This is a genomic window from Nonomuraea longispora, from assembly GCF_004348345.1.
GTDB classification, from domain to species: domain Bacteria; phylum Actinomycetota; class Actinomycetes; order Streptosporangiales; family Streptosporangiaceae; genus Nonomuraea; species Nonomuraea longispora.
On the sequence record NZ_SMJZ01000007.1, the window covers coordinates 28,946 to 54,795 of the forward strand.

The 25,850-nt window shown below is 71.6% G+C and carries 26 protein-coding genes; 11 read left to right on the plus strand and 15 right to left on the minus strand.

Annotated features, from left to right (window positions below; genetic code table 11):
• Positions 1 to 8: 8 nt before the first annotated feature.
• The 3 genes from E1267_RS03515 to E1267_RS03525 all read right to left on the minus strand — a co-directional run bounded on the left by E1267_RS03515 (position 9) and on the right by E1267_RS03525 (position 2,064).
• Positions 9 to 752, minus strand: coding sequence for a DUF427 domain-containing protein (locus tag E1267_RS03515; RefSeq protein ID WP_132329699.1), 744 nt, complete (start codon positions 750 to 752; stop codon positions 9 to 11).
• 51 nt (positions 753 to 803) lie between these two features.
• Complete coding sequence (locus E1267_RS03520) at positions 804 to 1,403, minus strand: hypothetical protein (protein ID WP_132329701.1); 600 nt, start codon at positions 1,401 to 1,403, stop codon at positions 804 to 806.
• A 193-nt stretch (positions 1,404 to 1,596) separates the two neighbouring features.
• Positions 1,597 to 2,064, minus strand: coding sequence for an adenylyltransferase/cytidyltransferase family protein (locus E1267_RS03525; RefSeq protein WP_132329703.1), 468 nt, complete (start codon positions 2,062 to 2,064; stop codon positions 1,597 to 1,599).
• Between the two features lie 183 nt (positions 2,065 to 2,247).
• On the opposite strand from E1267_RS03525, the gene E1267_RS03530 reads away from it, so the two are divergent.
• A complete protein-coding gene (locus E1267_RS03530; RefSeq protein ID WP_132329705.1) occupies positions 2,248 to 2,709 on the plus strand; it encodes an ATP-binding protein in 462 nt (153 codons plus the stop codon).
• A gap of 22 nt (positions 2,710 to 2,731) precedes the next feature.
• On the opposite strand, the gene E1267_RS03535 is transcribed toward E1267_RS03530, so the two are convergent.
• On the minus strand, positions 2,732 to 3,538 hold the full coding sequence (locus tag E1267_RS03535) for a class I SAM-dependent methyltransferase (RefSeq protein WP_132329707.1): 807 nt from the start codon (positions 3,536 to 3,538) through the stop codon (positions 2,732 to 2,734).
• Positions 3,539 to 3,579: 41 nt separating this feature from the next.
• Complete coding sequence (locus tag E1267_RS03540; RefSeq protein WP_132329709.1) at positions 3,580 to 4,569, minus strand: helix-turn-helix transcriptional regulator; 990 nt, start codon at positions 4,567 to 4,569, stop codon at positions 3,580 to 3,582.
• A 136-nt stretch (positions 4,570 to 4,705) separates the two neighbouring features.
• Here E1267_RS03540 and thrS point away from each other — a divergent pair, with 136 nt between their 5' ends.
• From thrS to E1267_RS03560, 4 genes are all read left to right on the plus strand, one after another.
• Positions 4,706 to 5,941, plus strand: coding sequence for a threonine--tRNA ligase (gene thrS, locus E1267_RS03545; RefSeq protein ID WP_132329711.1), 1,236 nt, complete (start codon positions 4,706 to 4,708; stop codon positions 5,939 to 5,941).
• An 88-nt stretch (positions 5,942 to 6,029) separates the two neighbouring features.
• Positions 6,030 to 8,150, plus strand: a complete 2,121-nt coding sequence (locus E1267_RS03550; protein WP_220449323.1) for a TRAP transporter permease — start codon at positions 6,030 to 6,032, stop codon at positions 8,148 to 8,150.
• Positions 8,147 to 9,094: a TAXI family TRAP transporter solute-binding subunit gene (locus E1267_RS03555; protein ID WP_132329712.1), complete on the plus strand. Its 948-nt coding sequence runs from the start codon at positions 8,147 to 8,149 to the stop codon at positions 9,092 to 9,094. The genes E1267_RS03550 and E1267_RS03555 overlap by 4 nt, the downstream gene beginning before the upstream one ends.
• Positions 9,095 to 9,120: 26 nt before the next feature.
• Complete coding sequence (locus tag E1267_RS03560; protein WP_165959439.1) at positions 9,121 to 9,591, plus strand: DUF1850 domain-containing protein; 471 nt, start codon at positions 9,121 to 9,123, stop codon at positions 9,589 to 9,591.
• Here the strand turns inward: E1267_RS03560 and E1267_RS03565 are convergent.
• On the minus strand, positions 9,569 to 10,465 hold the full coding sequence (locus tag E1267_RS03565; RefSeq protein ID WP_246063409.1) for a magnesium transporter CorA family protein: 897 nt from the start codon (positions 10,463 to 10,465) through the stop codon (positions 9,569 to 9,571). The genes E1267_RS03560 and E1267_RS03565 overlap by 23 nt on opposite strands.
• 71 nt (positions 10,466 to 10,536) lie before the next feature.
• A complete protein-coding gene (locus tag E1267_RS03570) occupies positions 10,537 to 11,244 on the minus strand; it encodes a DUF72 domain-containing protein (protein ID WP_132329717.1) in 708 nt (235 codons plus the stop codon).
• Between the two features lie 87 nt (positions 11,245 to 11,331).
• Here E1267_RS03570 and E1267_RS03575 point away from each other — a divergent pair, with 87 nt between their 5' ends.
• Positions 11,332 to 12,735: a YibE/F family protein gene (locus tag E1267_RS03575; RefSeq protein ID WP_132329719.1), complete on the plus strand. Its 1,404-nt coding sequence runs from the start codon at positions 11,332 to 11,334 to the stop codon at positions 12,733 to 12,735.
• Positions 12,736 to 12,805: 70 nt separating this feature from the next.
• On the opposite strand, the gene E1267_RS03580 is transcribed toward E1267_RS03575, so the two are convergent.
• The 4 genes from E1267_RS03580 to E1267_RS03595 form a co-directional block, all read right to left on the minus strand.
• Positions 12,806 to 13,663, minus strand: coding sequence for an NAD(+)/NADH kinase (locus E1267_RS03580; RefSeq protein WP_132329721.1), 858 nt, complete (start codon positions 13,661 to 13,663; stop codon positions 12,806 to 12,808).
• A gap of 14 nt (positions 13,664 to 13,677) precedes the next feature.
• Positions 13,678 to 15,012: an enolase C-terminal domain-like protein gene (locus E1267_RS03585; RefSeq protein ID WP_246063412.1), complete on the minus strand. Its 1,335-nt coding sequence runs from the start codon at positions 15,010 to 15,012 to the stop codon at positions 13,678 to 13,680.
• 14 nt (positions 15,013 to 15,026) lie between these two features.
• Positions 15,027 to 15,941, minus strand: a complete 915-nt coding sequence (kdgD, locus tag E1267_RS03590) for a 5-dehydro-4-deoxyglucarate dehydratase (RefSeq protein ID WP_132329723.1) — start codon at positions 15,939 to 15,941, stop codon at positions 15,027 to 15,029.
• A 123-nt stretch (positions 15,942 to 16,064) separates the two neighbouring features.
• The gene (locus E1267_RS03595; protein ID WP_132329725.1) at positions 16,065 to 17,006 is read right to left on the minus strand and encodes a LysR family transcriptional regulator; all 942 of its coding nucleotides are present in this window, start codon (positions 17,004 to 17,006) and stop codon (positions 16,065 to 16,067) included.
• Between the two features lie 180 nt (positions 17,007 to 17,186).
• On the opposite strand from E1267_RS03595, the gene E1267_RS03600 reads away from it, so the two are divergent.
• The 4 genes from E1267_RS03600 to E1267_RS03615 are packed head-to-tail and all read left to right on the plus strand — an operon-like array spanning position 17,187 to position 21,634.
• Entirely contained in the window at positions 17,187 to 18,194 is a 1,008-nt protein-coding gene (locus E1267_RS03600; protein WP_132329727.1) for a Bug family tripartite tricarboxylate transporter substrate binding protein, read from the plus strand.
• 57 nt (positions 18,195 to 18,251) lie between these two features.
• On the plus strand, positions 18,252 to 18,788 hold the full coding sequence (locus E1267_RS03605) for a tripartite tricarboxylate transporter TctB family protein (RefSeq protein ID WP_132329729.1): 537 nt from the start codon (positions 18,252 to 18,254) through the stop codon (positions 18,786 to 18,788).
• 9 nt (positions 18,789 to 18,797) lie between these two features.
• A complete protein-coding gene (locus tag E1267_RS03610; protein WP_132329731.1) occupies positions 18,798 to 20,333 on the plus strand; it encodes a tripartite tricarboxylate transporter permease in 1,536 nt (511 codons plus the stop codon).
• Complete coding sequence (locus E1267_RS03615) at positions 20,330 to 21,634, plus strand: enolase C-terminal domain-like protein (RefSeq protein ID WP_246063414.1); 1,305 nt, start codon at positions 20,330 to 20,332, stop codon at positions 21,632 to 21,634. The genes E1267_RS03610 and E1267_RS03615 overlap by 4 nt, the downstream gene beginning before the upstream one ends.
• Here E1267_RS03615 and E1267_RS03620 read toward each other — a convergent pair whose 3' ends face one another.
• Both E1267_RS03620 and E1267_RS03625 read right to left on the minus strand, forming a co-directional pair.
• Positions 21,635 to 22,351 carry a FadR/GntR family transcriptional regulator gene (locus E1267_RS03620; RefSeq protein ID WP_132329733.1) on the minus strand — a complete coding sequence of 239 codons (717 nt, stop codon included), beginning with the start codon at positions 22,349 to 22,351 and terminating at the stop codon, positions 21,635 to 21,637.
• Between the two features lie 10 nt (positions 22,352 to 22,361).
• Positions 22,362 to 23,537: an L-talarate/galactarate dehydratase gene (locus E1267_RS03625; protein ID WP_132329735.1), complete on the minus strand. Its 1,176-nt coding sequence runs from the start codon at positions 23,535 to 23,537 to the stop codon at positions 22,362 to 22,364.
• Between the two features lie 63 nt (positions 23,538 to 23,600).
• On the opposite strand from E1267_RS03625, the gene E1267_RS03630 reads away from it, so the two are divergent.
• Positions 23,601 to 24,452 (plus strand): DUF72 domain-containing protein, encoded by an 852-nt coding sequence (locus E1267_RS03630; protein WP_132329737.1) that lies wholly within the window; start codon positions 23,601 to 23,603, stop codon positions 24,450 to 24,452.
• Between the two features lie 38 nt (positions 24,453 to 24,490).
• Here the strand turns inward: E1267_RS03630 and E1267_RS03635 are convergent, their stop codons facing one another.
• Both E1267_RS03635 and E1267_RS03640 read right to left on the minus strand, forming a co-directional pair.
• Complete coding sequence (locus E1267_RS03635) at positions 24,491 to 24,745, minus strand: hypothetical protein (RefSeq protein WP_220449324.1); 255 nt, start codon at positions 24,743 to 24,745, stop codon at positions 24,491 to 24,493.
• Positions 24,738 to 25,847 (minus strand): hypothetical protein, encoded by a 1,110-nt coding sequence (locus E1267_RS03640; RefSeq protein WP_132329739.1) that lies wholly within the window; start codon positions 25,845 to 25,847, stop codon positions 24,738 to 24,740. The genes E1267_RS03635 and E1267_RS03640 overlap by 8 nt, the downstream gene beginning before the upstream one ends.
• Between the last annotated feature and the right edge of the window lie 3 nt (positions 25,848 to 25,850).

Sequence of the window (25,850 nt, forward strand, 5' to 3'; positions counted from 1 at the left end):
CCGCCGGCTCAGGCGAACTTGGTCTTGGGACGCTCCTGCAGTTCACCGTCGAGGTAGATGTCGAGCTTCTCGTCGTAGAAGGCGACCAGCCCGGCGATCCGCTCGCTCTCGGGCAGCGGTGTCCGGTAGGACCAGGCGAGGTCCTCCTTGCCGTTGACCGACCAGTATTCGGCCGACCCCTTGTACGGGCAGTGCGTGACCGTGCCGGTGGGCTCCAGCAGGTCGAGCCGCACGTCCGGCTTCGGCAGGTAGTAACGGGCCGGCAGCCCCGTCTCGAAGAGGATGTGCGGGCTGCGGGAGTCGGCCACGGTCACCCCGTCGACCTCGACGCGCACGTGCCGCGAGCTCGGCAGGATGTCCACCCGCGTGTACGGGTCGCGCGGGTGGAAGAAGACCTCCTCGTCCTCCTCGAACCAGGCGTCCATGGCGTCCCACTCGAAGCGCACGTGGCCGCGGATCTCCTCCAGCGGAGAGTCGCGGTAGACCAGCGCCGCGCCGGGAGCCTCCTTGGCGCCCGCGGTGACCGTGTGCACAAGGCCGTCGCCCCTGCTCGGCGAGTGCCCGACCGTGCCGGCCGGCTTGAGTGCCGACTCGTCGACGTCCGCCAGCGGGAAGTAGTAGGCCGGATAGTAGGGGACCTCCCACACCAGCAGGGCGGAGGTGGTGTCGGCCACCGCCCGGCCTCCGAGGTAGGTCCGCACCCGTTTGGCCGTGCGCTCGACGCGTACCCGGCCGCGTTTCGTGGCATCCATGCTGGCGGCAACCGCCGCGCGCACGCCCCTATTCCGTGCTCATGCCGTTGGTCACCCCAGTGGGAATCCCAGCCCGAACGCGGCCAGCGTGGCCCACGTCACCAGCACCCCCACCGCCGTGCCCGCCACCACCTGCGCCCAGGTGTGGTGCGTCAGGCGCACCCTGGCCCAGCACACCAGCGCCACGACGGCGGCCCCGGCGACGGCGGCCGGCCAAAAGGGCAGCACGTGCGCGACCACCACCACCGTGCCCGCGCAGACGGCGGCGTGGAAGGAGATCTTCCAGCGCAGCGTGATCGGCACGGTCACCGCCAGCGCGGCCAGCATCGCGGTCACGGTGGCGACGAGCAGCCTCGGCGCGCCCACGACGACCAGCAGCGCCAGTGCCACCAGCACCGCCGCCACCGCGGCCAGCAACGGGCGGGTACGGCGGGCGCGGTCGACGATGTGGTGCGAGTCGAGCCGCCCCGAGCGCACGCCGATCGCGATCACCGCCGCCGGCACGCCACCGCAGAACGCCGAGGCGACCAGGCCCCACGCCGCGCCGCTCCAACCCTGCGCGAGCAGGCCCACGACCGGCGGCATGACGATGACCAGCACCTGCGGTGCCAGCAGGTTGGTCACCTGTCTCGCCACGAGGTCACCCGTCATGACAGCCAAGGTTACGCGATCATGGCCCACGGCCCCCGCGACATGCCTGGACCAGCGCCCGGCCCGAGCGCCCCGCCGGACCCCAACGGGTGTCCGGCCGGGCGGTGTCCGGCCCCTGGCGCCGCCCCCAAACCTGTCCGGCACCGCCTCGTACGGCGTGCACGGCAGGGTCCGGCGGCCCCGCGACCGGTGGTCAGCCCTTGCCCGCCGCGTTGACGATGCGGGTGGTCGAGCGGCCGGGGACGGCGTCCATCTCCCAGCACTCCGTCCCCAGGATCGCCGCCGCGGCCGCCCGCGCGCCCGCGTGCGGGTCGCCCTTCGTGTGCGCCAGCGCGCCCGGCCGCATCGGGGCGAGCAGGTCGATGTAGTCCTCAGGACCGTGGGCCTCGGGCGGCCCCGTCACGATGAACACCCCGGTCACGAAGCGCAGCGCCGCCAGCACCTCGGCGCGTTCGGCCGCCGGGTTGAGCGGACGGCTCGGGCCTTTCCACGCCCGCACCCGCGGATCGTCCTCGACGCCGACGACCAGCGGCAGGCCGCGTTCGGCCACCGCCCCCAGATAGCGCACATGACCCACGTGCAGGATGTCGAAGACGCCGGTCACGACCGCCGCGCCCGGCCGGTCGAACGGCCGCACCCAGACGGCCTCCAGGCTGCTCACGCCACCTCCTCGCACGCTCCCGCTCCCCCCGGGGTCTGGACGACTCGTCGATCGCAGCGTACTCGGTCGCCGCGGGACACAGCGCAGGCGACCTTGGGAAAGCCCATTCCTACCTTTTCGCGATAATCTCCAGCACCCCTCTGGCGCGTCTCATAAGGTCACCGGATTTTGGGGGAGGTCGCCGTGGCACCGCCGGACTTGCACCGCGTCGATGGGACCGAGGATCGCGATCCGCCCGCCGGGCACGATCTCGTGGCCAGGCTGCCGGGAAGCCCCTCCCAGGTGTCCAGGGCCAGAAGCCTCGTGACGGACGCGCTCGGCCGCGACCACCCGCTCCACGACGACGTCGTGCTGCTCACCAGCGAACTGGCCACGAACGCGGTGCTGCACAGCCGGTCCGGCGCCGGAGGGTCGTTCACGGTGACCGTGACGCGCTCGGACACGCTGGTGCGGGTGTTCGTGGCGGACGCGGGGTCGGAGGGGCCTCCGTGCGTGTGCCGTACGAGTGCGCAGGCGACCAGCGGCCGGGGGCTGCCGCTGATCGAGGCGCTCAGCCACCGCTGGGGCTTCACCCGCGAGGACGGATCGACGACCGTCTGGTTCGAGCTGCTCCAGGGCCGCGTGGCCGCGGGGCTCGCCGTCTAGGCCCGCTTTTGGAACGATCCCCTCAGTCTCCGGGGAGGCCGGGGTGGAGCTGCCAGACGAATTCGAGCCAGGGCGGCGCCACCGTCATGAAGTGCTGCCAGCTCCCCGGTTCCGCGTCGCGGTCGTCACCGCGGACCTCGGAGAGGAGCCTCAGCACGAAGCCCTCCCCGGTCAGGCCGCCGACGATCCGGCCCAACGTCTGTGTGTACTCCCTCGGCGCGGGGACGGCACGGCCCGGCGGTGTGCGGTCGTAGACCCACTCCTGGTCGGGATAGCTGGTCATGACCTCGTCGGCGTAGGGCTGCCTCAGCGTGTAGCCCTCGCCGTTCCACGACTCGTGGGTGAGCCCGGCGAAGAACGGGTTGGCGCACATCAGGTAGTAGTGGCCGCCCGCGGCGACGACGCGCGCGACCTCGCGGAAGACGATCCGGGAGTCGGGGACGAACGTCAGCGAGTACGGGTGCCAGACCAGGTCGAACGACGCGTCACCGAGGACCGACAGGTCCCGCATGTCCCCCTGGACGGTGCTGATGTCGACGCCGTGGTGCTCGGCGGCCGAGCGATCACGCGCCAGTTGCCCCGAGGAGATGTCGAGCACCGTCACGTCGGCTCCGAGCAGGGCGAAGGCCGCGGACTGCTGCCCGCCTCCCCCCGCCAGGCAGAGCACCTTCCTGCCCGCGAGGTCGCCGGGAAGGCCCAGCCGCTCCAGGCCCAGATAGGCGCGGGCCTTCTCCGCGTCCAGGCCGAGCATGGGCCGGGTGAACAAGGCATCCGCCTCCACCAGGGCTTCCCAGCGTTCCCGGTTGTAGCGGTGGACGTCGTCCTGCATGGCGATCACTCTTCCACGGCGCCTCGGCGATCGCCACGTTTTCACCGCCCGTCCGCGCCCCGCACGTCGAGGCGGCACAACCCCTCGGCGAGTGCCTTGGTGGTGAGCCGGGTGCGGCTGTCACAACCCAGCTTGGCGAAGATGTGCTCCAGGTGGGTGGTGACCGTGCGGACGCTGAGCACGAGCGCGGCGGCGATCTGCGGATTGGAGTCGCCCGCGGCCACCCTGGTGAGCACGTCCACCTCCCGGCCCGTGAGGTCGTAGGGCAGCGGGCACGGGCGCTCGGCGGCGACGGCGCCCTGGAGCGCTCCCTGGAACCCGACGCCCGCCCTGAGCAGGCGCAGCTCGTGCCACCCACCGGCGCCGTCGAGCCAGAGCCCGTGCCGGCTCAGCTCGCGCGAGTCGATGAACGCGCGGGCGAATGCGGCCATCGCCGGGTCGCCCCACAGCGCGGGCGAGGTCTCGCGCCCCGGCACCTCGCGGCGGGTGCCGAGCCGGTCGAAGGCGACCGCGCGGAAGCCGGAAGGCAGTCCCACCGGGTCGATGACGCAGCGGGTCAGGTCGGTGACGTGGGCCAGCATGGGGCTCGCGGCGGCGACGAGCGCCTTCGCACGGCGCGGGAAGTCGCCGCGGGAGACCAGGTGCAGCAGCCCGGTGTAGCGGCCACCGCCGAGGAACAGCGGCGTGGTCAGCCCGGCCCGCCATCCGTAGGGGGCCAGATGGCGCCGGAAATAGCGCTCGGTGCCCGGCTCCGGCATGCCGACCGGCGCTCTGGTGGCCAGCGCCCTGCGGTAGGCCTCCAGCCCGGCGTACTCCTCCGCCGCGTCGCGGTCGATGCGCGCGTGCCCGTCGGACACGACGCTCCGGTGCCGCCCGGTGGCGGGGTCGTAGGCGACGAACTCGTAGGCGTCGAGCGGGACCACGCGGCGCAGCGCCGCCATCGCGGCGTACGCGCCGCCACCTCCGGCGACCTGGTAGCCGACCTCCGCGAACGACTGCAGCTGGCGGACGTCCAGGGTGATCTCGGCCACCGGCTCTTTATATCATTTGCCATTCCTTGAGGTCGGCTTGAAGGATTTCTTCGCGCCGCCCCCGGATGTTACGGTGATCGCATGCAGCGCGCACTCGTCACGACGACGCCGGACCTCGTCCAGGCGCGCTGATTCCATGCTCCCGGGCGAACGCCCGGGAACACGGTCGTTCGCCCTTTCCACGCAAAGGACGATCATGAACGACCACCGCAGGCTCGGCCGCGAGCTGGGCATCTTCGACACCGACCCGCTGATCGGCTCCGGCCTGCCCTGCTGGCTGCCGGCGGGCGCGGCCGTGCGCAAGGCCATCGAGGACTACGTGTACGAGCTCGAACGCCGCAACGGCTACCAGCACGTCAACTCCCCCGTGCTCGGCAAGCGGGAGCTGTACGAACGATCAGGGCACTGGGCCCACTACGCCGACGACATGTTCCCGCCCATGAACGTCGGCGGCGAGGAGTTCGTGCTGCGGCCCAGCCTGTGCCCGCATCACGCGCTCATCTACCGTTCGCGCGGGCGCAGCCGCCGGGAGCTGCCGCTGCGCCTGGCGGAGCTGGGCGGGATGTACCGCTCGGAGTTGTCCGGCGTGCTCGGCGGGCTGACCAGGGTGCGCGCCATCCAGCTCAATGACGGCCACATCTTCTGCGCTCCCGAGCAGGCTGCCGCCGAGGTGTCGGCCTCGCTCGACCTGATCGAGGCCGCGCACGCGCAGCTCGGCATCCGGGCCGCCCGCTACCGGCTGTCGCTGCGCGGCGACGGCGGCAAGTTCGTGGACGACCCCGCCATGTGGGCCCGGTCGGAGGCGGTGCTGCGCGAGGTGCTGAAGGAGCGCGGGCGCGACTACGACGAGGAGCGGGGCGAGGGCGCCTTCTACGGGCCGAAGATCGACATACAGATCACCGACCCGGCGGGCCGCGAGTCCACCCTGTCCACCGTCCAGGTCGACTACTTCCAACCCGGGCGCTTCGACCTGAGCTACGCCGGCGGCGAGCGGCCCGTCATGGTGCACCGCAGCGTCGTGGGCGGCATCGAGCGCCTGGTCGCGCACCTCATCGAGGCGCACGGCGGCGCGTTCCCCGCCTGGCTGGCGCCCGTGCAGGCGGTGGTGCTGCCGCTGTCCGACACCGAGCTGCCCGCCGCCGAGTCGGTGCTGCGGCGCTGCCTGGCCGCCGGGCTGCGGGCGGAGCTGGCGCCGGCCGGCCGGGGCAGTCTCGGGGCGCGGATCCGGGCGCACCGGCTGGTGCCGTACCAGCTCGTCGTGGGGCCGCGGGAGGCGGCCGGCGGCGGGGTCGCGGTGCGGCGGCGGGACGGCAGCCAGGCCGGTGACGTGCCCGTCGAGCAGCTCGCGGCAGGTTCGCGCCCCTTGTACTGATAACGGAAACCAAATAGGTAACGGCCTCTTCCCAGATCAACTAAGGGGCTCGTAAAGTCCCTGCAACGCGCCGTGTCGGGAGGACGACTTGACCGAGCTGAGCGATCGCGAGGCCGACCTGGTCTCCGCGCACGAACAGGAACGCCCGGCGCGTCAGCTCGGCGGCGTCCTGCGGCTCGGCGTGTGGATCCTCGGCGGGCTGTTGTCGGCCTATGCGCTGATGGTGGTGTTCCGGCCGGTCGAGGCGCTGCAGCACCGGATGACGTTCCTGGCCGTGGCGCTGCCGTTGGTGTTCGTCTGCTACCGCTCGGGCTGGACGGAGTTCCTGCGGCGGAAGATGTGGCTGCCGCGGCTGGAGTGGCGGACGCGCCGCCGCCGGGCCGACGACCGCCCGGCCGCGGTCGGCGGCACCTCCACCGAAGAGGCGCCCGCCGGCGACACGCCGCGCGAGCCTGGCACCGGCGCGCACCCGCCCGAAGCCGCCGAAGTGCCGCCGTCCGAGGCCAAGGCGGGCGCGCTGCGGACGGAGCGGCCGAGCATCATGGACTGGCTGCTGGCCGCGGCCTCGCTCGCCGTGCTGGTCTATCCGCTGGCCGCCATCGACGACTTCCGCGACCGGGGCTCGGGCGCGGCGCTGACCGAGCTCGACATCACGGCCGGGCTGGCGCTGACGGTGCTGCTGCTGGAGGCGGTACGCCGGACCGTCGGCATGACGTTGAGCGTCATCTGCGTCATCTTCCTGTTCTACGCCTATTACGGGTCATGGCTGCCGATCGACTGGACCATCGGTCACCGGGGCTTCGATCTCGGCCAGATCGTCTCGCAGCTCTACACCGGCACGGAAGGTTTCTTCGGCGTCCCGATGCAGGTGGCCGCGAGTTACATCATCCTGTTCACCATCTACGGCGCGGTGCTGGACTATTCGGGCGCGAGCCGGTTCTTCATCGACCTGAGCTTCGCCGCCTTCCGCAGGTCACGCTCCGCCCCCGGCCGCACCGTCGCCACCGCGGGCTTCCTGCTCGGCACCGTGTCCGGCTCGGGCGTGGCCACCACTGTCAGCCTCGGCAGCGTCGCCTGGCCGGTGCTCAGGCGGGCCGGCTACCCGCAGGAGCCGGCCGGCGGCATCCTGGCCGCCAGCGGCATCGGCGCCATTCTGTCGCCGCCCACGCTCGGCGCGGCGGCGTTCATCATCGCCGAATACCTCCGGGTCAGCTACCTCGAGGTGCTGCTGTACGCGACGATCCCGACCCTGCTCTACTACCTGGGCATCTTCCTGGCCATCGAGATCGACTCGCGCCGCTTCGGCACCCACGCCGTGCAGATCGACGCGCCCCGGGCGGGACGGCTGCTGCTGCGTTTCGGCTACCACTTCAGCTCGCTGATCCTCATCGTCGTGCTGATGGCGCTCGACCGGTCGGCGTACCAGGCGGTGGTGATCGCCACGGCGGTCGCGTTCGGGCTGTCGTTCCTCGACCCCCGGCACCGGATGGGCCCGAAGCGCCTCGGTCAGGCGCTGGCCAACGGCGCGCTGGGGGTGCTGCCCGTGACCGCCGTGTGCGCGGCGGCGGGCATCATCGTCGGCGTCATCACCCAGACCGGCCTCGGCCTCAACCTCAGCGCGATCATCGTCGACTTCGCGGCGGGCAACCTGATCCTGACCACGCTCATGTCCGCCGTCGCGGTCATGCTGCTGGGCCTGGCCGTGCCGGTGACCGCGAGCTTCATCATCGCGGCGGTCATCATCGGCCCGGCGCTCACCGCGCTCGGGGTGACGCAGGCCGAGGCGTACATGTTCGTCTTCTACTACGCGGTGTTGTCGGAGGTGAGCCCGCCCACCGCGCTGTCGGCGGTCGCGGCGGCGGCGATCACCGGCGGCAACACGTACCGCACGATGATGATGGCCTGGCGCTACACGCTGCCGGCCTTCCTGGTGCCGTTCGCCTTCGTGCTGACGCCCAACGGGCAGGCGCTGCTCGGGCAGGGGCCGTTCGGCACCGTGCTGCTGATGGCCGCCGTCTCGGCCGTCGCCGTGGCCGCCCTGGCCATGGCGACCGGCGGCCCGGCCGGCTGGTTCGAGCGGGTGCTGGCGTGCGTGGCCGCGGTGCTGCTGCTGTTCCTCGAGCCCGCCCCCATCGTCGCCGGTCTGGCCGTGCTGGCCGTGGCCGCCGCCGTGCATCTGGTCAGAAGAAGGAGAAGGGACCCAGCGTGAAGCGGATTCTTGCGATAGTCGCAGCGACCGTCCTGACCGTGGCGGGCTGCGGCGGGGGCGCGGGCGGCGGCTCGGGCAACCGGCTGTCGATCGCCACAGGCGGCACGACGGGCGTCTACTACGTCTACGGCGGCGGCCTGGCCAAGCAGTTGTCGTCCAACATCGCCAACACCCAAGCCACCGCGTCCGTCACCTCGGCGTCGGTCGAGAACATCAAGCTCCTCGCCGGCGGCAAGGCCGACATCGGCTTCTCCCAGGCCGACACCGCGGCCGACGCGGTCAACGCCAAGGACGCCTTCACCGCGAAGCAGCCCATCAAGGCGATCGCCCGCATCTACGACAACTACGCCCACGTCGTGACGGCCCCCGGCACCGAGGCTGACAAGGTCGCCGACCTGAAGGGCAAGCGCGTCTCGCTCGGGCCCGCCAACTCCGGCACCCAGGTCGTGGCCAGGCGCATCCTGGAGGCGGCCGGCATCGACCCCGACTCCGACATCACCAAGCAGCAGCTGTCCATCAACGAGTCGGTGCAGGCCGCCAAGGACGGCACCATCGACGCCTTCTTCTGGGTCGGCGGCCTGCCCACGGCCGGCATCACCGACCTGGCGACGAGCAAGCCCGACATGAAGCTGCTCGACACCGGCGACGTCCTGGAGAAGATGCGCGCCACCTACGGCGAGCAGTACGTCCCGCTCGACGTGGACCTGTCCGTCTACAAGCTGTCCGGCGCCATCAAGACCGTCGGCATCGCCAACCTGCTGCTGGTGCCCGACTCGATGGACGAGCAGCTCGCGTACGACATCACCAAGACCCTGTTCGCCAAGAAGGCCGAGCTGACGGCCGTGCACCCCGAGGCGGACAAGCTCGACGTCACGCTGGGCCGGCAGGTGGCGCCGGTCGAGCTGCACCCGGGCGCCGCCCGCTACTACCAGGAACAGGCCTGACCCGGCTGCTCCTGGCGCTCGCCCTGGTGGCGGCCCTCGGCTGCGGCGGCGGCGCCGAGCGCCTCACCGTGAACGGCCTGCCCGTCCCCGGCGGCTTCGCGATCGCCTACGTGCACTCGGTCTACCAGGCGCCCGCCGCGGAGATGTTCACCGTCGAGGGGCGGCGGTTCACCATGCGGGCGGTCGTCTCGTCGAGCGACAGCGTGCTCGACTACTACGCCCTCGACGGCACACGGTCCCGCGCCTCCGGCGGTCTGTGGGTGCTGCGCCTGGCGGCGCCCGCGACGTACGACGGGCTGTCGCTGCTCACCACCTCGATCGGCCGCAGGACCCTGATCGCGGGCGGCCGCTGCCTGCCGCTCTATCCGGCCTCCGGCGCCGCCGAGGCGCGGGTCGCGGTGCGGCTCACGCCGGGCGTGCGCGGGCGGTCCTGCCCGGCGCCGTACGACAGGCTGGCCGCGGCCGGGGCGGCGCTCACAACCAGTCGTTCTTCTTGAACACCGAGTACAACGCCACCGAGGTGAGCGCGACGAGGATCGTGGACGCCCACAACCCCCAGCTCTGCCCGGTGCCGGGAACGGGCACGTTCTGCCCGTAGAAGCCGGTTATCAGGGTGGGCACCGCGATGATGGCGGCCCAGCTGGTGATCCGTTTCATGATCTCGTCCAGCCTGAATCCCTGCTGCGCGAGGCGGGTCTCGCGGACGTTCGCCAGCATCTCGCGGATGCCCTCGACCCACTCCGTCGCCCGCAGCACGTGGTCATAGACGTCCGCGTAGTAGGGGGCCATCACGGGATCGGCCACGATGTCCTGGTCACGATGGAGCAGGGTGCCGATCACCTCCCGCATCGGCATCGTGATCTTGCGTACCCTGGTGGTGTCCTGGCGCAGCTCGAACATCGTGCGCTGCAGCCGCCTGCCGTCGCCCGGATCGCCGTCGTACAGGGACTCCTCCAGGGTCTCCGCCCTCGCGTCGAGCTCTTCCACCAGATCGAGCTGGCCGTCCACCACGTAGTCGAGCAGGCCGTGCAGCAGGAACGTCACCCCGTGCCCGGCCAGACGCGACAGGGTGTCCCAGCGTCTGACGACCTCCTCCATGTCGAAGGCGTCGCTGTCGCGCACGGTGACCAGGGCGTTGGCGGTGACGAAGACGTTGACCTCGACGGGACGCAGCCGCCCCTCCTCCATGTGCACCCCGTAGACCGTGATGAACAGGTGGTTGTCGTAGACGTCGACCTTCGGCCGCTGCCGGTCGGAGAGGGCGTCCTCCATCGCCAGCTCGTGCAGCCCCAGCTCGGAACCGACCGCGGTGAGCTCGGCGGCCGAAGGGCCGCACAGGTCGAGCCAGACGACGTTGCCCCGATCCGACACGTGCCCGGGCAGCTCCTCAAGAGGGAAATCCTGCCTCTCGAGGACGCCGTTCCGGTAGAGACGCGTACGCACTAGCGGAATCCGGCGAACCGTCTCGCGTTGCGCACCGCGGCTCCGCCCGGGTCGTTGTTGAAGTAGACGTAGGCGTCCCGCCAGCCCGCCTCACGCACCCGCCGGGCCCACGTCCGCAGCGCGGCGTCGCCGTAGGCGATTCCGGCCCGTCCCTGGTGCAGGCGCACGTACCCCCACCCCGCGGTACGCCAGAACGGGCCCTGTGGCCGGCCGCGGCGGTCCGACCAGCACAGCGCGGCGCCCCTCGCGCGCAGGATGTCGCGCACCTCGCCGGTCCACCACGAGTCGTGACGCGGTTCCACGGCCACCCTGACGTGCGCGGGGAAGCATGCCAGGCACCGGTCGAGGCGGCCGGGATCGGCCTGGAGGGTGGGCGGGAGCTGCAGCAGGATCGGCCCCAGCTTGTCCTTCAGCTCCGACACGGCGCCCATCAGCCGCCGCACCGGCTCCTCCGGCTCGGCCAGCCGCCTGATGTGGGTCAGGAACCTGCTGGCCTTGACGGCCATCACGAAGTACGGGGGCGTCCTGTCGCGCCAGGCGGCGAACAACTCGGGGCTCGGCAGCCGGTAGAAGGCGTTGTTGCTCTCGACCGTGGGGAACTCCGCCGCGTACGTCTCCAGCCAGAGCCGCTGCGGCACACCCGGCGGGTACAGCACGCCCCGCCAGTCCTTGTACTGCCACCCCGAGGTGCCCACCAGGCAAGTCATGCCGTTGCAACTACCCCGGCCCGTCGTGTGCAGTACTGTCCTTGTTCGTCAGCCGAGGAGGACCATTCACCCGATGGGCGTTACCTGATGGGCGCCGGGCACGCGCACGGCGCGTCCGCACCACGCTCGCGACGCACGATGATGGCGAGCCTGGCCGTCCTGGTGCCGGTGGCCGTCGTCACGCTGGGGGCCCTGCTGTGGCTCTGGCCCGACGGCCGGCCCGGGACGGGCGCGCAGCCGTCCGCCGTCGAACGGCTCACGGGCACGATCACGGCCGTCACGCTCAAGCGTTGCCCCGCCGCGCCAGAGGGCGCGCCCCGGCCCGACCCCGCCACGTGCGGCACGGCCACGGTCAAGCTCGGTGAGGGGCGCGACGCCGGCCGCGACGTCACGCTCCGCCTGCCCGCAGGCCCGGGGGCGCAGCACTTCGCCCCGGGCGACGGCGTGATCCTGCTGCGCGACGCCGACGGCGCCTACCAGATCTCCGACCATGACCGGGCGACGCCGCTGTGGCTGTTCGGCCTGGCCTTCGCCGCCGCGGTGATCGCGTTCGGCCGCTGGCGCGGGGTGACGGCGCTGATCGGCCTGGCGGTGACGTTCGTGCTGCTGCTGACGTTCGTCATTCCCGGCATCCTGGAGGGCAGGTCCCCGATGCTGGTGGCGATCGTCGGCGCGGCGGCGATCATGCTGACGGTGCTCTACCTCACGCACGGCTTCTCCCTGCCGACGTCCATGGCGGTGCTCGGCACGCTGGCCAGCCTGGCGCTGACGGGCGCGCTGTCGTACGCGGCGCTCGGGTTCGCCCGGCTCAACGGGGTCACCGACGACAGCGCGCTGACGCTGGGCATGAGCCTGTCGATCGACACACAGGGGCTGCTGCTGGCCGGGATCATCATCGGCGCGCTCGGAGTGCTGGACGACGTGACCGTCACGCAGGCGGTGACGGTGGCCGAGCTGGCCCACGCCAACCCGTCGTACGGCTTCGCCCGCCTCTACCAGGCGGCCGGTCGCATCGGGCGGGCCCACATCGCCTCGGTGATCAACACGATCATCCTGGCGTACGCGGGGGCGTCGCTGCCGCTGCTGCTGCTGTTCAGCATCGGGGAGCAGCCCTTGGGGCAGGTGCTGACGACGCCGGTCATCGCCCAGGAGATCGTGCGCAGCGTGGCGGGCACGCTCGGCCTCATCGCCGCCGTACCCATCACCACGGCCCTGGCCGCCCTGGCGGCCACCCGTCACCGGCCGGCCGCCGGGGAGCCCGGATCGCGCCGCCGCGGGGACGCCGGGGCCGCCGCGCGCCGGCGTGCCGGTTCCGAGGAGCACCGCGCGGAGCCCGAGCCGCCCGCTTCACGTCGTCGGGTGAGCCGCGCGGGGGAGGACTTCTTCGCCCCGCACCCGTCCCAGGACCGCGACGTGTCCCCCGGCGAGGAGCCGGGGCCCCGCCGGGCGCCTGATCGCCCGGCCCGCCACCGCCGCCGCGCGAGCACCTGACGCCGCTCCCCGGCCGGTACGCGGGGGCATGCGGTCTCTCGCCGACGACGGCCGTCAGGCCGCGCGGCGGTCAGTAGGCCTCGGCGCTGCCGTCCACGCGCAGCTTGCGCCGGGCCCGGTCGTAGAAGGTGGTGCCGAGCCGCACCACCTGAGCCGCCCCCGGCCAGGCGGTGACCGTGATGCTGTCACCGGGGCACAGGTGGCCGAGCACGGCCCCGTCGACCTCGACCGCGAGCCGCCCGCTGGTGGGCAGCACCTGGAGCGTCACCTCCTCGTCGGCGGGCAGCACCAGGGCCCGGTTGAAGGCCGAGTGGGCGGCGGCGGGCACGACCAGCACGGCCTCGACCCGGGGCGACACGATGGGCCCGCCGGCGGAGAAGCTGTAGGCCGTGGATCCGGTGGAGGTCGACACGATCACGGCGTCGGCGGCGAAGCGGACGAAGTCGCTGCCCGCCGCGCTCACCGCGACGCCCGCCAGCCCCTCTCCGGGGATCCGTACGAGGGCGATGTCGTTGAACGCGGTCACGTCCGCGCCCTGGACCTCGGCCTGGATCGCCATCCGCGGCTCGATCGTGTAGCGGTGCTCGTCGATCGCGGAGAGCGTGCCGGCCAGGTCGTCCACGTCGATCTCCGCGAGGAACCCGAGCCGCCCCAGGTTGACGCCGAGGATGGGCGTGCGCCGCCCGGCGAGCAGCCGCATCGTGCGCAGCATCGTCCCGTCGCCGCCGAGCCCGACCAGCAGGTCGGACCGTTCGACGAGCGTGTCGGTGTCTACGGGCACGGCGCTGCAGTCGATGCGGCCCACCTCCTCGGGCAGGCCGAGCACGGTGACGTCGTTGCAGGCCGCCCAGCGCAGGATGGTGTCGATCGCCTTCCTGGAGTCGCGCTGGGGGTGCAGCACCAGCCCGACCGTCCCGACCATGCCCATGCGCCAACCTTAGGTCAGCGGTCGAGGCAGGGGCGTTTCGGGTCGAACACCCAGTCCTTCACGAGATAGCGCATGGCCACGGCGTCGTCGCGGGCGCCGAGCCCCTGGCGGAGGTAGAGCTCGTGGGCCTCGTCCAGGGCCGCGCGGTCGAGCTCGACGCCGAGCCCGGGTGCGGTGGGCACGTCGACGGCGCCGTCCGTGATCCGCGGCGGCCTGGTGGTGAGGGCCTGGCCGTCCTGCCAGATCCAGTGCGTGTCCAGGGCGGTGATCTCACCAGGGGCGGCGGCCCCGACGTGCGTGAACATCGCCAGCGAGATGTCGAAGTGGTTGTTGGAGTGGGAACCCCAGGTCAGGCCGAAGTCGTGGCAGAGCTGGGCGACCCTGACGGAGCCGGACATGGTCCAGAAGTGCGGGTCGGCGAGCGGGATGTCGACGGCGTTCGCGCGTACGGCGTGCGCCATCTCCCGCCAGTCGGTAGCGATCATGTTGGTGGCGGTGCGCAGGCCGGTCGCGCGCCGGAACTCCGCCATCGTCTCCCGGCCGGAGAAGCGGCCCTCGGCCCCGCACGGGTCCTCGGCGTAGGCGAGCACGTCGCCGAGCCCCGCGCACAGCCGGACGGCGTCGGCCAGCAGCCAGCCGCCGTTGGGGTCGACGGTGATGCGCGCGCCGGGGAACCTGCCGGCCAGCGCCCTGACCGTCTCGATCTCCTGCTCGCCGGGCAGCACCCCGCCCTTGAGCTTGAAGTCGGCGAACCCGTACCGCTCCTGGGCGGCCTCGGCCAGCGCGACCACCGCGTCCGGGGTCAGGGCCTCGCGGCGGCGCAGCCGCGACCAGCGGTCGCCGCCGCCTTCCTCGCCGCCGTCGTCGACCCGGTAGGGCAGGTCCGTCTTGCCCGGGTCGCCGATGTAGAACAGGTAGCCCAGCATCGGCACCCGGTCGCGCTGCTGCCCGTCGCCGAGCAGCTCCGCCACTGGGACGCCGAGGTACCGGCCGTGCAGGTCGAGCAGGCTGGACTCCAGCCCGGTGACCGCGTGCACCGTGGTGCGCAGGTCGAAGGTCTGCGCGCCCCGCCCGGCGGCGTCCCGGTCGGCGAACCGGGCCGCCACCGAGCGCAGCAGGCTGCGGTGGCGTGCCACGGGCTCGCCGGTCAGCAGCGTCGCGGCCTCCTCGACGGTACGCCGGATCGCCTCGCCACCCGGCACCTCGCCGAGGCCCGTACGCCCGTCGGAGTCGGTGGTGACGACGACGTTGCGGGTGAAGAACGGCCCGTGGGCGCCGCTGAGGTTGAGCAGCATGCTGTCGTACCCGGCCACGGGGACGACCTCGACGCGCTGGATGGTGGGAGACACGGGCGGGGACCCTCTCAGCTGATCTTGTTGACGAGGGCGGTCAGCTCGGCGAGCTCGTCCTCGGTGAGATTCTGCAGCGGCGGGCGCACGGGCCCGCCGTGACGTCCGGCAGCGGTCAGCCCGGCCTTGATGACGGACACGGCGTACCCCTTCTCGCGGTCGCGGATGTCCAGGTAGGGGACCACGAACTCCCTGATGCGACGGTAGACCGCCTCCCGGTCCTGGGCGCGGACGTCGGCGTAGAAGTCGAGCGCGAACTGCGGGACGAAGTTGAAGATGGCCGACGAGTACGTGCTCATGCCGAGCTGGAGCAGCGGCAGCGCGAAGGTCTCCGCAGTGGGGAGGCCGCCGATGTAGGCCAGGCGGTCGCCGACGCCGGCGTAGATGCGGGCGAGGTTCTCGATGTTGCCGACGCCGTCCTTGAAGCCGACGAGGTTCGCGTTCCTGTCGGCCAGGATCTCGACGGAGCGGTCGGTGAGGACGGCGTTGGCGCGGCTGTAGACGACCACGCCGAGCCCCGTGCCGCGGCAGACCGCGCTGACGTGCTCGATCAGACCCGCCTGACCGGCCTCGGTGAGGTAGGGCGGCATGAGGAGCAGCCCGTCGGCGCCCGCGGCCTCGGCGGCCTGGGCCTGCGCGACGGCGTTGGCGGTGCCACCGGTGGCGGGCGCCACGACCGGCAGCCTGCCGCCGACCTGGTCGACCGCCGCGCGGACCACCTGGTCGATCTCGGCGGAGGTCAGTGAGAAGCCCTCGCCCGTGCCCCCGGCGGTGAACAGGCCTGCCACGGGAAAGCTGCTCAGCCAGGCGAGGTGCTCGCGGTAGCGCGCCTCGTCGAAGCGGAGGTCCTCGGTGAAGTGGGTGACGGGGAAGGACAGCAGGCCGCTCTTGAGCTGGGTCGCGAGCTCGTGCGGGGAGAAGCTGGGCATGGCGGTCCTTTGCTTACATGCGGCAGTGGGGTCCCCCGTGCGCCGCAGGTCAGGTCTGATGCCGCCAGGCTAGGGAGCTGGGGCGATTCCTGTCCAAGTGCATTTTCGTATCCGGCGATGCTGTCAGGGCATCATCAGCGACGGCGGGGGTGCCTCGAGGTCGGGAAGCAGGTCGAGCACCCGCCGGAGCGCGGGGTTGGTGGAGCCGCGGTCCCAGATCACGTGCAGCTCGACCGGCTCTCCGGTGGCGTTCTCCTCGCTCTCCAGCGGATCGCCGCCGCCGCGGGCCAGCTCACAGAAGGTGACGCCGTCGATGCCGAGCGAGCGGGCGCTGGCGGGCGCCAGCGCGACGCCCCGCCCGGCCGCCACGAGCAGCACCGCGGTGAGGATCTGGTGCACCTGCTGCTCGATCCGGGGGTGGGCGTTGGTGAGGAAGTGCACGGTCAGTTCGTGGAAGTACCGCGACTGCACGGGGTTGTAGCTGATCACCGGCAGTCCGTCGAAGTCGTCGGGCACGAGCGGCCGGCCGAGACCGGCGAGCGGATGCCCGAGGGGCACGACCGCGCACAGCGGCTCGCGGAAGACGACCCGCGAGTCGAGCGTGGCGATGTCGAACGGCGGGCGCGCGAGCCCCACGTCGAGCTCGCCGCGGAGCAGGCCGTCGACCTGCCCGGCGGTGACCCGTTCGTGCAGGATGACGTCGATCTCCGGCAGTTGTTCCGACAACCTGCGCAGCAGCGCGCCCAGCATGCTGATGGCGGAGACGGCCGTGAAGCCGAGCCGTACGGTCCCGGCGGCGCCGCTGGCGATCCTGCGCGCACGGTCGCCCGCGGTGTCGACGAGCGTGAGCATGCGCCGGGCGTCGTCCAGGAAGGCGCGGCCGGCGTCGGTGAGGACCACGCGCCGGTTGTCGCGTTCCAGCAGGGTCACGCCGACCACCCGCTCCAGCTTCTGGATGTGCCGGCTGAGCGGGGGCTGGGTCATGCGCAGCCGATCAGCGGCCCGGCCGAAGTGGAGTTCCTCGGCAACTGCGACGAATGCCCGGATCTGATCAAGTGTTAGCATGATGCGGAAATAGTATCACTTGATACCGAAATGAGCCTGGACAGGCATCGCAGCAGGTCCCTACTCTCCGGAGACTACAGAAAACGGATGAAAACCGCCCTTGACGTCCGTCCGAAACTCCGCAGCACGCACACCACGCGCACCCCACCGAGGGGCACCGCCCGCACGAAGGAGAAGTCCATGCCGGCATCCCGGACAGCCCCCCGCCGCGTTCTCGCGGGAGTCCTCGGCACCGTCGCCGCCATCGCGCTGACCGCATGCGGCGGGGTCAAGACGACGTCCACCGGCGGCGACGGCGGCGAATATCCGTCGGGCAACATCGAGTTCAGCGTCGGCGCCTCGCCCGGCGGCTCGACCGACCTCATCACCCGGGCGCTGGCCCAGGGCATGGCCAAGGAGCTCGGCGTCTCCGCGCCGGTGCTCAACAAACCGGGTGCCAACGGCGCGCTCAACGCCAAGGAGCTGCAGTCGGCGGCCCCCGACGGCTACAAGCTCGCCGTCCAGAACGCCTCCCTGTTCACCATCACGCCGCTCACGGTGTCGCCCGCCGAGGCCACGAAGATCGACTCCTTCGACGTCATCACCGGCGTCTCGCGCGACGACTACGTCATGGCGACCAACCCCAAATCCGGCTACAAGTCGATCAAGGACATGAAGGAGGCCGGCAAGCCGATCCGGTACGGCACGACCGGCGTCGGCACGGGCGCGCAGCTGGCCTCAGCGCTGACCTTCAAGACGGCCGGCATCGAGGCCACGGCCGTGCCCTTCGACGGCGGCTCCCCCGCGCTGACCGCGCTGCTCGGTAACCAGGTCGACGTCTCCACCATGCAGATCGGCGAGGCCATCGAGAACGTCAAGGCCGGCAGGCTCGTGCCGCTCGCGGTCTTCTCCAAGGAGCGCATCCCCTACCTGCCGGACGTGCCGACGGCCACGGAGCAGGGCTTCGACGTGCAGGTGACGCAGTACCGCTTCCTCACCGCGCCCAAGGGCACGCCGCAGGACGTCAAGACCAGGCTGCTGGAAGCGGCCAAGAAGACGTTCGCCACGCCGGAGTACAAGAAGTTCAACGAGCAGAACTCGCTCACCCCGATGGAGGTCACGCCCGACGAGGTCCTCAGCTCCCTGCAGAGCGACACCGCCACCTACAAGAAGCAGCTCGACGAGTTCGGGATCAGCCTGGCCGGCTGACCGAGGATCCGGCAGGCCACCCCCTCCCGCTCGTCCGCCCGCCACCAAGGAGTGAGCATGTCCATGTCCGACCCCGCAAGGTCGCCAGAACCGCTCGACGACGTCGCCGCCGAGGCCGAGCGGCTCCAGGCCGAGCTGGACGAGTCACGGCCGCCGCACGCGGGCCCCCTCTCGCAGGTCGCGGCGGCCCTGGCCGGGCTCGCCGCCGGGATCTTCGGGGCGGTCGGATCGTACGCGCTCGGACTCGGCAGCCTCACCCAGCCGGGCCCCGGCCTGTGGCCGTTCGCCATCAGCGTCGTCATCGTCGCGCTGTCGGCTGCGCTCGTCGTCACGGGCCGCCTGCTGGAGGACGCCGAACGTTTCTCCAAGGCCAGCCTGCTCACCCTGGTCGCGCTGGTGACGCTCGTGCTGCTCGCCGTGCTCCTCCCCCTGATCGGCTTCGAGATCCCGTCGCTGCTGCTGGTGTTCGTCTGGCTGCGCTGGCTGGGCAAGGAGTCGTGGCGATCGTCCATCGTGATCAGCGTCTGCACCGTGGCCGCGTTCTACGTGATCTTCGTCCTGCTGCTGCAGGTCCCGCTCCCGCGCCTCATCTGAGAAAGTCACATGGACATCTCCCCGATCATCAACGGCTTCGGCGTCGTCCTGGAGCCGGACAACCTGCTCTACTGCCTCGTCGGCGTCATCATCGGCATGCTCATCGGTGTGCTCCCCGGGCTCGGCCCCGGCGCGACGATCGCCATCCTGCTGCCCCTCACGTACGGCGTCGGGCCCGTTCCGGCGATCATCATGCTGGCGGGGATCTTCTACGGCGCCCAGTACGGCGGGACCATCACCTCCGTGCTGCTGCGCCTGCCGGGCGAGGCGTCCTCGGTGGTGACCGTCTTCGACGGCTTCGCGCTGGCCAAGCAGGGCAGGGCGGGCACCGCGCTCGGCATCGCGGCCATCGGCTCCTTCATCGGGGGCACCGTCTCGATCCTCGGCCTGACGCTGCTGGCCCCGATCGTCGCCGGCTTCGCGCTCGACTTCGGGCCTCCCGAGTACGCGGCGCTGGGCGTGCTCGGCGTGCTGCTGATCTCGTCGGTGGGCAACGGCCACAAGCTCAAGGCCATCATCGCCGCCTGCGTCGGCCTGCTGCTCGCGACCGTGGGCCGCGACACCTTCACGGGCGCGGAGCGCTTCACCTTCGACAGCCTCAACCTGGCCGAGGGCATCGACTTCGTGCCGCTCGCCATGGGCCTGTTCGGGCTCAGCGAGATCCTCTACAACATCGAGGAACGCCACAACCAGGTCCACTCCCCCGCCAAGGTCGGCAACGTGTGGCCGTCCCGCAAGGACCTCGGCCGGTCGAAAGGCGCGATCGGGCGGGGCTCGCTCATCGGGTTCTTCCTCGGCGTGCTGCCGGGCGGCGGGGCCACGTTGTCCTCCCTGGCCGCGTACGCGTTCGAGAAGCGGCGCGCGAAGCAGCCGGAACGGTTCGGCCGGGGCGCCGTCGAGGGCGTGGCCGCGCCGGAGACCGCCAACAACGCGGCCGCCACCTCGTCGTTCATCCCGCTGCTGACGCTCGGCATCCCGGCCAACGCCACGATGGCCCTCATCTTCGGCGCGCTGCTCATCCAGGGCATCCAGCCGGGCCCGCAGCTCGTCGCCCAGCACCCCGACGTCTTCTGGGGCGTCATCAACTCGATGTACATCGGCAATATCCTGCTGCTCATCATGAGCATCCCGATGGTCGGCGTCTTCGTGCGGATCCTGCGCGTGCGGCCGGCCATCCTGGCGCCGATCACGGTGCTCATCACGCTGCTCGGCGCGTACACGGTGAACAACCAGGTTTACGACATCTTCCTGGTGATCGCCTTCGGCCTGCTCGGCTACCTGATGAAGAAGCTCGGCTTCGAGCCGGGGCCGCTCGTGCTGGCGTTCGTGCTCGGCTCGATGATCGAGAACTCCTCGCGGCAGTCGCTGCTCATCTTCGGCGGCGACCCGACCGGCTTCTTCACCCGCCCGATCTCCGGCACGGTGCTCGCGCTGGTCCTGCTGGTCGCCGTCCTGCCCCTCATCCGCAAGGCCCTGCGCCGCCGCAGGCCCGCCGAGGAACCGGCCGGGCGCGCGGACGAACCCGTCGAGGAGAACACGCCATGACCATGCGCGCCGGACACCGGCCCACGCCTGAATCGCAGGCGGGCGGCCGGGTCAGCCGGGTGTCCGTCACCCCCGTCGCCTTCCGCGACCCGCCCCTGCTCAACGTCGTCGGCGTGCACCAGCCGTACGTGCTGCGCGCCATCGTCCAGGTGCACACGGACGCCGGGCTGGTCGGGCTCGGGGAGACGTACGCCGACCAGGCCCACCTCCAGCGCCTCGAAGCCGTCGCCGCCGCCCTGCCCGGCCTCGACGCGTTCGACCTGAACGGGCTGCGCCGCGTGGTCGTGACGGCGCTGGGCGCGTCCACCGGCGGCGCGGGAGCCAGCTTCGGCGGCATGCTCGACCTGTCGAGCGCGGTCGACACCGTGGCGGCGCCGTTCGAGGTGGCGCTGCTCGACCTGCAGGGCAGGGCGCTCGGCCGGCCGGTCAGCGACCTGCTCGGCGGCGCCGTACGCGAGCGTGTGCCGTACTCGGCGTACCTGTTCTACAAGTGGGCCGCTCGCCCGGGCCAGGACGACGACACGTGGGGCGAGGGCCGCACGCCCGAGCAGATGGTCGCCCAGGCGCGGCGCATGGTCGACGAGTACGGCTTCGGCGCGATCAAGCTCAAGGGCGGCGTGTACGAGCCCCGCCACGAGGTCGAGACCGTCGAGGCGCTGGCCGCGGCCTTTCCCGGGCACGCGCTGCGCATCGACCCCAACGGCGCCTGGACCGTCGAGACGTCGGTCGAGGTTGCGGACCGGCTCTCCGGCGTGCTCGAATATCTTGAGGACCCCACACCCGGCATCGACGGCATGGCCGCCGTCGCCGGGCGGAGCGTCCTGCCACTGGCGACCAACATGTGCGTCATCGCCTTCGAGCATCTCAAGCCCGCCGTCGCCGCCGACGCCGTGCAGGTCGTGTTGTCGGACCACCACCTGTGGGGCGGCCTGCGGCGCTCGGCCCTGCTCGGCGGCATCTGCGAGACGTTCGGCATGGGGCTGTCGATGCACTCCAACTCACATCTCGGCGTGAGCCTGGCGGCGATGACGCACCTGGCGGCGGCGACCCCCAACCTCACCTACGCCTGCGACACGCACTATCCGTGGAAGTCGGAGGACGTCGTCAGGCCGGGGGTGCTGGAGTTCCGCGACGGGAGCGTGGCCGTGCCGGCCGGGCCCGGCCTCGGCGTGGAGCTGGACGAGGACGCGCTCGCGGCCCTGCACGAGCAGTACGTCACGTGCGGGCAGCGCGGTCGCGAGGACACCGCGTACATGCGCACGGTCGTGCCGGGCTTCACGCCCAACACGGCCCGCTGGTAGTCAGGGCGCCTGCAGCCGGGCGCGCGAGTTGGACAGGTGCAGCCGCATCGCGGCCCGCGCCGCCGCCGCGTCCTGGTCGGCGACGGCGCGGTAGACGTTCTCGTGTTCGAGCGTCACCCGGGTGAGGTGGGTGGCGTCGGAGACCGTGTAGCCGTGCGCCAGCCGCGTGCGCGGCAACATGATCATCATGGGGCCGATCGAGGCGAGCAGGTCGGAGTAGAAGCGGTTGCCGGAGGCCAGCGCGACCTTGAGGTGGAAGCGGAAGTCGGCCTCGACGGCGTGGCCGGGATGCTCAGCGGAGCTCCCGAGGTCGACGAGGGCACGTTCGATGGCCTTGAGCTGCAGGTCGGTACGGCGCTGCGCGGCCAGCCCCGCCGACTCCGACTCGACCCCGATGCGGAAGTCGATCATGTCGAGGACGTCGCGGTGCGTGCGGACCCGCGAGGCCTCCACGGAGAACGGCGCGGGAGCGGGCACGTCGAGCACGAACGAGCCACGGCCCTGGAAGGTCTCGACGAGCCCCGCCGCCTGCAGCCGCGAGATGGCCTCGCGGACCACCGTGCGGCTCACGCCGAACTCCTCGGCCAGCGAGGACTCGGTCGGCAGCTTCTGGCCGGGGGCGATCTCGCCGGCCAGGATGCGGGATTTGAGCCGCTCGACCAGCTCGTGGGCGAGGCCACGCCCGGTGTCGCGATCGAGTTTCCTGTCCGGCGGCACGGGTGACAATCTACCCGCCCGGCGCGCGGAACTCGACGGCGTCGAGGCACCAGGCGGCGGCCTCGTCCGCGACGCTGAGCCCGAGGCCGGGCCGCTCGGGCACCCGCATGCGGCCGTCCTCGATCGTGAGGCGCTCGTCGAACAGCGGTGACAGCCACTCGATGTGCTCGACCCAGGACTCGCGCGGGTGCGCGGCGGCCAGGTGCACGTGGATCTCCATCACGAAGTGCGGCGCGACCTGGAGGCCGGCGTGGTCGGCCAGCGCGGCGACCTTGAGGTAGGGGGTGATGCCGCCGGCTCGGGGCACGTCGGGCTGCAGGACGTCGCAGGCGCGCAGGTCGATCAGGCGTATCAGGTCGCGAACGCTGGAGAGCATCTCGCCGGTGGCGATCGGGGTGTCCAGAGCGTCGGCCAGACGGGCGTGGCCCTCGGCGTCGTACGCGTCGAGCGGCTCCTCGATCCACACCAACCCCACCTCCTCCACCGCCCGCCCGAACCTCAACGCCGAATGCCGGTCCCACTGCTGATTGGCATCCACCATGAGCGGCACATCCTCCCCCAGATGCTCACGCACCGCCGCCAGCCTGCGCAGATCCTCCCTCATGTCCGGCTGACCCACCTTGATCTTGATCCCCCCGATCCCGCTCGCGAGCGACTCCGCAGCCCGCGCCTTCACCTCCTCGACCGGAGCGTGCAGAAAACCGCCGGAGGTGTTGTACGTCCGCACCGCGTCACGATACGAACCCAGCAACTTCGCCAGCGGCAACCCCGCCCGCCTCGCCTTCAGATCCCACAGCGCGACATCCACCGCGGCAAGCGCCTGCGTCGCCACACCGGAACGCCCGACCGACGCCCCCGCCCACAACAACATGTCGTAGACCCTGCCGATGTCGGACGGATCCTGACCGAGCAGGTTCTGCGCGACCTCCTTGGCGTGGGCGTACTGCGCGGGGCCGCCCGCCCGCTTGGAGTAGCTGAAACCGGTGCCGTGGCGGCCCTCGTCCGTCGTGATCTCGGCGAACAGGAACACGATCTCGGTCATCGGCTTCTGCCGGCCGGTGAGGACCTTGGCGTCGCTGACAGGCACGTCGAGCGGGAGCGTGACGGAGGAGAGCGTGACGTGGCGGATGCGGTCGGCGGCCATGGCGGTCCCAAGGGTCGGCGTGCTGGAGGTCGCCGTCATCATATGAGTACTTAAGTCGTATGACAACTTCTCCGGTTCCCGCCGGTCTTCGGTAGCGTCGCGTTCATGCGGCTTCATGTGGGATGCGCGATGTGGACCCACGCGCGCTGGCAGGGACGCCTCCTGCCCGCCGGGCTCCCTCCCGGCGAGCGGCTGCGCGCGTACGCGACCTGGTGCGAGGCGGTGGAGGGCAACACGACCTTCTACGCCACGCCGTCGAGGAGCACCGTCGAGTCGTGGGCCAGGCAGACCGGCCCCGGCTTCCGCTTCGTTGTCAAGCTGCCCAAGACGATCACCCACGAGCGCCGCCTCACCGGCGCCGGCGACGACCTGCGCACGTTCCTGGAGGCGATGGAGCCGCTGGAGTCGCGGATCCACGCCCTCTGGCTGCAGTTGCCCGGCTCGTTCTCGCCTGCCGACCTCGGCGCCCTCGCGGCCTTCCTGCACCGGCTGCCCCGCTCGCACAGGTACGCCGTCGAGGTGCGGCACCGCGCGTTCTTCGAGGACGAGCGGTCACGAGGCGTCCTCGAACGGCTCCTCACAGGCTTCGACGCCGAGTGGGTGCCCTTCGACACCACCGTGCTCTTCGAGAGCCCGCCGACAAGTGACGCCGAACGGGACGCGTGGACGAAGAAGCCGCGCCTGCCGCGCCGCACGCACGCCCTCACCGACCGCCCGATCGTGCGCTACCTCGGCAGGGACGACGAGGCGCGCACGATCGGCGGCTGGCGTCCGTGGGCCGACACCGTGGCGGACTGGCTGCGCGAGGGCCGCTCGCCGACCGTGTTCGTCCACACGCCGGACAACGCGGACGCGCCGGTGCTCGCCCGCCGCTTTCATGACGACGTACGCGCCCGCGTGCCCGAGCTGGAGCCCCTGCCCGAGCCGATGCCCAGCGAACCGCTGACCCTCTTCTGACCCGGATGGCCGAATGGACGCGGGCGGACGCGGGCGCGCTACGTCCCGCCCGGCAGCACGACGCGGTCCAGCGTGTACGGCGTCGGCTCCAGCGCGTCGGACATGATCGCCTCCATCACCGGCAGCGGGACGAGACAGTCGGCGCAGGCGTCCGCGCCCGCCACGATCTCGACCACCACCCGGTTCCCGCCGGTCAGCGTCCAGCTCAGCGCGTAGCCGTCGGACGCCATCAGCTCGCGGAACTTCTCGAACGCGCGGTCCAGGACCGCGCCCTCCTCCGCCGGGCTAGACATCGAGGTCCTTGACCTGGGCGATCGACGGGGTGTCCCCGCGCATGCCGAACGTCTCGATGACGGTGGAGACGCCCGCGTTGCCGGCCCCGGCGACCATCACCACGATCGAGGACGGCGTCTTCAGCGCGGGCACCCTGTCCGGGGTGTCCGAGGCGCTCGCCTGGTCGGGAACGGCGTCCGGGTGACCGGCCGGTAGCCTCCAGCGGGTGTGCCGCGACAGCGCGTCCTTGCCGACCGCGGCGAGCTCGGCCCGGGAGTTGACGGCGTTGTCGAAGATGTGCCGGCGCACGTCGTCCTTGCTCCAGCCCGCCCCGCCGAACAGGGCCGCGTGCTCGGGGCCGAGAACGACGAGGGCGCTGCTGGTCTCGTGGATCAGGGAGCCGGTCCTGCGGATCGAGTTCGCCAGGTCCAGGCCGAGCTGCTCGGGCCGGCCGGTATGGCGGGCCTCGATGTGCATGCACGACCTGAAGACCATCGCGGTCACGGCACTGGAGGACGGGTCGAAGCCGTGCTCGGCGTGCAGGGGCTCCCACGGGCTCTCCTCCTCGTTCTCCCCGATGCAGGCGGAGTACTTGCCGAGTGTGGCCTGCGTGGCCTGGTCGAGCTGGTGCGGGCGCAGGCCGAAGGCGTTGATGGCGGTCAGCCGGACGGCGCGGCCGATGGTCGCGTTGGCGCGGAAACCCGAGCCGAAGACGTTGCCCCTGCTGTTGAGAGCGATCCGCTCGCGCACGGGCCCGTTGACGATCAGCAAGGGGGCTGTGCCCGTGGTGCTCTGCCAGATCCCCCTCTTCGGGTACGGCTCCTTGGCGACGGCCTCCCACGCGGCCAGCACCACGGGGAAGTATTCCGGCAGGCAGCCGGCCATGGCCGCGTTGATGGCGGCGAGCCGGACGGTGAGCCGGCGGTTCAGGTGCGGCATGGTGAGGAGCACCTCGTCGGGGTCGGCGGCGGTGCTCGCCAGGAACTCGGCGAGGTAGGACTCGGTCACCGGGACCACCGGCAGGCCGTCCGTCCACTCCTGCCGGGCGTAGTACTCCATGGCCGAGCGGATCTCCGCGGCGTCGGCCCGCGGAGCGCCGGCCGTCGTGCTCTGTGTGCTCATCGC

What these genes read in the sequence shown, in the direction of transcription:
- E1267_RS03630 (WP_132329737.1), top strand. Translation starts at nt 23,601, where the DNA reads ATGCGGCTTCATGTGGGATGCGCGATGTGGACCCACGCGCGCTGGCAG.
- E1267_RS03615 (WP_246063414.1), top strand. Translation starts at nt 20,330, where the DNA reads ATGACCATGCGCGCCGGACACCGGCCCACGCCTGAATCGCAGGCGGGC.
- kdgD (WP_132329723.1), bottom strand. Translation starts at nt 15,941, where the DNA reads ATGCCCAGCTTCTCCCCGCACGAGCTCGCGACCCAGCTCAAGAGCGGC.
- E1267_RS03515 (WP_132329699.1), bottom strand. Translation starts at nt 752, where the DNA reads ATGGATGCCACGAAACGCGGCCGGGTACGCGTCGAGCGCACGGCCAAA.
- E1267_RS03535 (WP_132329707.1), bottom strand. Translation starts at nt 3,538, where the DNA reads ATGCAGGACGACGTCCACCGCTACAACCGGGAACGCTGGGAAGCCCTG.
- E1267_RS03520 (WP_132329701.1), bottom strand. Translation starts at nt 1,403, where the DNA reads ATGACGGGTGACCTCGTGGCGAGACAGGTGACCAACCTGCTGGCACCG.
- E1267_RS03640 (WP_132329739.1), bottom strand. Translation starts at nt 25,847, where the DNA reads ATGAGCACACAGAGCACGACGGCCGGCGCTCCGCGGGCCGACGCCGCG.
- E1267_RS03600 (WP_132329727.1), top strand. Translation starts at nt 17,187, where the DNA reads ATGCCGGCATCCCGGACAGCCCCCCGCCGCGTTCTCGCGGGAGTCCTC.
- E1267_RS03625 (WP_132329735.1), bottom strand. Translation starts at nt 23,537, where the DNA reads ATGATGACGGCGACCTCCAGCACGCCGACCCTTGGGACCGCCATGGCC.
- E1267_RS03605 (WP_132329729.1), top strand. Translation starts at nt 18,252, where the DNA reads ATGTCCATGTCCGACCCCGCAAGGTCGCCAGAACCGCTCGACGACGTC.
- E1267_RS03635 (WP_220449324.1), bottom strand. Translation starts at nt 24,745, where the DNA reads ATGTCTAGCCCGGCGGAGGAGGGCGCGGTCCTGGACCGCGCGTTCGAG.
- E1267_RS03575 (WP_132329719.1), top strand. Translation starts at nt 11,332, where the DNA reads ATGGGCGCCGGGCACGCGCACGGCGCGTCCGCACCACGCTCGCGACGC.
- E1267_RS03595 (WP_132329725.1), bottom strand. Translation starts at nt 17,006, where the DNA reads ATGCTAACACTTGATCAGATCCGGGCATTCGTCGCAGTTGCCGAGGAA.
- E1267_RS03580 (WP_132329721.1), bottom strand. Translation starts at nt 13,663, where the DNA reads ATGGGCATGGTCGGGACGGTCGGGCTGGTGCTGCACCCCCAGCGCGAC.
- thrS (WP_132329711.1), top strand. Translation starts at nt 4,706, where the DNA reads ATGCTCCCGGGCGAACGCCCGGGAACACGGTCGTTCGCCCTTTCCACG.
- E1267_RS03610 (WP_132329731.1), top strand. Translation starts at nt 18,798, where the DNA reads ATGGACATCTCCCCGATCATCAACGGCTTCGGCGTCGTCCTGGAGCCG.
- E1267_RS03570 (WP_132329717.1), bottom strand. Translation starts at nt 11,244, where the DNA reads ATGACTTGCCTGGTGGGCACCTCGGGGTGGCAGTACAAGGACTGGCGG.